The organism is Spirochaetia bacterium 38H-sp (assembly GCA_039023545.1).
Taxonomy (GTDB): domain Bacteria; phylum Spirochaetota; class Spirochaetia; order Winmispirales; family Winmispiraceae; genus Rarispira; species Rarispira pelagica.
This window is the reverse complement of the sequence record JBCHKQ010000021.1, coordinates 1-1,498: the sequence shown is the minus strand read 5'-3', so window position 1 is coordinate 1,498 and position 1,498 is coordinate 1. Positions and strand designations below refer to the sequence as shown.

Annotated in this window: 2 protein-coding genes; both read right to left on the bottom strand. The window is 36.7% G+C overall.

Annotated elements, in window-relative coordinates:
• Positions 1–367 precede the first annotated feature (367 nt).
• On the bottom strand, positions 368–952 hold the full coding sequence (locus tag WKV44_10600) for a hypothetical protein (protein MEM5948985.1): 585 nt from the start codon (positions 950–952) through the stop codon (positions 368–370).
• A complete protein-coding gene (locus WKV44_10595) occupies positions 949–1,473 on the bottom strand; it encodes a hypothetical protein (GenBank protein ID MEM5948984.1) in 525 nt (174 codons plus the stop codon). The genes WKV44_10600 and WKV44_10595 overlap by 4 nt, the downstream gene beginning before the upstream one ends.
• Positions 1,474–1,498: the final 25 nt, after the last annotated feature.

Below are 1,498 nucleotides of genomic sequence, written 5' to 3'. Positions count from 1 at the left end.
CGTCTCTCCCAGCCTGCTGTACTTTACCGCACTCTCCCCCTCCGCTCCGTACACATAGTTTACTGTCAATTCCCCTTCTCTTTACTATGTCCAGCCTCCCTTGATTCCTCTAAATCTACAACAAAAATTTCCAACGCCTTGCTTCAAATCCTCATAAACCTTATACCGAACGTCGGGACTGCGCCCTATAAAGCACAGCACCCAAGAAGGGCTCAGCCCCTCCTGCCTCCGGCAAACACGGGGTAAAAGCAGAAGCAAAATTCCAGATTCTTATAAAAAATTAACTTCTCATCCTTTACCAGTAAAAGCCTAAAAACTTAAGCTGTTGTCCAAAATCATAGAAACAGCATACGAGTATAAACCAATTTTATTCCTTAACAAGTGGTGCCGCAATAAAACCTTTTAAATGTGCCTTCTTCATTTTCTTATATGTTTCAGTTCCAATAATTAATTCGGGACTCTTATATGTATGTTCGCCAAATTTAAGGTCTGTAATAAAAAATCCATCCTTAACCTTTTCTTTAACATAAGTATAATACCACTTGTTTTTATAAAATATGGAATATTGTCCTGTCGTTATAGAGGTATATTCCCCGCATTTATTACATTTTTTACCATAATCCAATAATTCTTTTTCAATTGTGATTAAATTGTTACATTTAAGATTATAAACCCCTTCCATCGTCCTCAATGGCCGTAATTCTATACCAGTATAACCGTTATCAATAATAAATTGTTTTACTTTTTCTGTAACAAATATATTCGCACCATCTGCAACCCATAGAAAATCATACTTCATTTTCTGGAGCTTAACATCATCATTAAAATAATCATCCACCAATAAACTATGGCATTCCTCGCACACCACTTCATCATAATCTTCCTCTTTAATCCATCTGGTTTTATAATCCTCTTGTCCCGGATACAATACATAACCTAGTATTTCCATCATTCCGGTGTCTCCTCTCTTATCCAACTTTCAATTGTTTGCCAAAATTTTGACTCAAAAGCATGCTCTTTTGCCCATTTTATATTTTCATCATTTAACAGATCAATATGGTCTTTAAAAAATTGAGTTGCTGCATCTGCATAGCAATCCATATTTACCAAATAAAAACGTGCCATAGCTTCAAGTCTCTTTTCGGTTGAAAAACTACGTTGGATTTGGGGACCTGCATTTCCCCTCTTAGGCCTCATTCCAGGATAATATTTATCAAGAAAAACAGCAAGATTCTTATGGAGTTGTCTATGCCGTTTTCTTCCCATTGGAACTAATTCCTGCTTATAAAGACCACCCATAAACATAGGAAACGCATGGTGTAATTCATATGGTCCACTCTCTTCTTTGACATTTGCTTTTGCATACTCAGAAATCTCAACAATAGTAACATATGTTAATAGTGAAAGCACAACAGCAGCTGCAAAATATGCCACAATTGCACTAGAACCAAGAACAACAACTGTCTCAGCCATTCTCCCATCCGGATCCGTATACTTC